1 protein-coding gene and 1 other annotated feature are annotated in these 1,321 nt (G+C 64.3%); the gene reads left to right on the top strand.

Features of this window, described 5'->3' with window-relative positions; translation table 11 throughout:
* Nucleotides 1-50: 50 nt before the first annotated feature.
* A protein-coding gene (locus EJI00_RS24855; protein ID WP_409514046.1) for an IS3 family transposase occupies nucleotides 51-1,282 on the top strand; the annotation gives its coding sequence in 2 pieces (ribosomal slippage) (nucleotides 51-339 and nucleotides 339-1,282; 1,233 coding nt in all).
* Nucleotides 329-445, top strand: a sequence feature (AL1L pseudoknot). Its footprint overlaps the gene before it by 117 nt.
* Nucleotides 1,283-1,321 lie beyond the last annotated feature (39 nt).

Here is a 1,321-nt window from a genome sequence, read left to right on the forward strand (position 1 = left end):
TGAATCGCCCCGGATTTTGTGGAGGCTCAACACTCTGAGAGGATTGAGCCATGAGCAAGTCGAACAAGTTCTCACCCGAGGTGCGTGAGCGCGCGGTGAGGATGGTGCAGGAGCACCGTGGGGAGTACCCGTCGTTGTGGGCGGCCATCGAGTCCATCGCGCCGAAGATTGGCTGCGTGCCGCAGACGCTGCACGAGTGGGTCAAACGCGTGGAAGTCGATACGGGTGTGCGCGAAGGCGTGACGATCAGTGAAGCCCAGCGGGTGAAGGACCTGGAGCGCGAGAACAAGGAACTGCGCCGGGCCAATGAGATCCTGAAGCTGGCGAGCGCGTTTTTCGCCCAGGCGGAGCTCGACCGCCGGCTGAAGTCCTGAGGGATTTCATCGACAAGCATCGCGGCACCTTCGGGGTCGAGCCGATCTGCAAGGTCTTGCAGGTCGCCCCGTCGGGCTATCGGCGGCACGCGGCGCTGCTGCGTGAGCCGCACAAGCGCTGCGCCCGAGCACACCGCGACGAGGTCCTCATTCCGGCGATTGAGCGCGTCTGGCAGGCCAACATGCAGGTCTATGGCGCCGACAAGGTCTGGCGGCAGCTGGCACGCGAGGGCACGGCGGTGGCCCGCTGCACGGTCGAGCGGCTGATGCGGCGCCTGGGGCTGCGAGGGGTGATGCGCGGCAAGGTGGTGAGGACCACGATCAGCGATGCCAGGGCGCCATGCCCGCTGGACCGGGTCAACCGGCAGTTCCGCGCACAGCGACCGAACCAGCTGTGGGTCTCGGACTTCACGTATGTGTCGACCTGGCAGGGTTGGCTGTACGTGGCCTTCGTGATCGACGTCTATGCCCGGCGCATCGTGGGCTGGCGGGTCAGCAGCTCGATGCGCACGGACTTCGTGCTCGATGCTTTGGAGCAAGCGCTGTACGACCGTCAACCCGAGCGCGACGGCAGCTTGATTTGTCACTCCGATCGCGGCTCGCAATACGTCAGCATCCGGTACACCGAACGACTGGCCGAGGCTGGCATCGAGCCATCGGTGGGCAGCAAGGGCGACTCCTATGACAACGCCTTGGCCGAGACGATCAACGGCCTCTACAAGGCCGAATTGATCCATCGCCGGGCACCCTGGAAGACCAAGGAGGCGGTGGAGTTCGCAACGCTCGAATGGGTGTCTTGGTTCAACCACCAGCGCCTGCTCGAACCCATCGGGTACATCCCGCCTGCAGAGGCTGAGGCAAACTACTATCGGCAACTCGCCATTCAGGCCGCCACGGCGGCGGCTTGACTTAAACCAACTGGCCTCCATGAAAGCCGGGGCGATTCA

Source organism: Variovorax sp. DXTD-1, assembly GCF_003984625.1.
Classification (GTDB): domain Bacteria; phylum Pseudomonadota; class Gammaproteobacteria; order Burkholderiales; family Burkholderiaceae_C; genus Variovorax.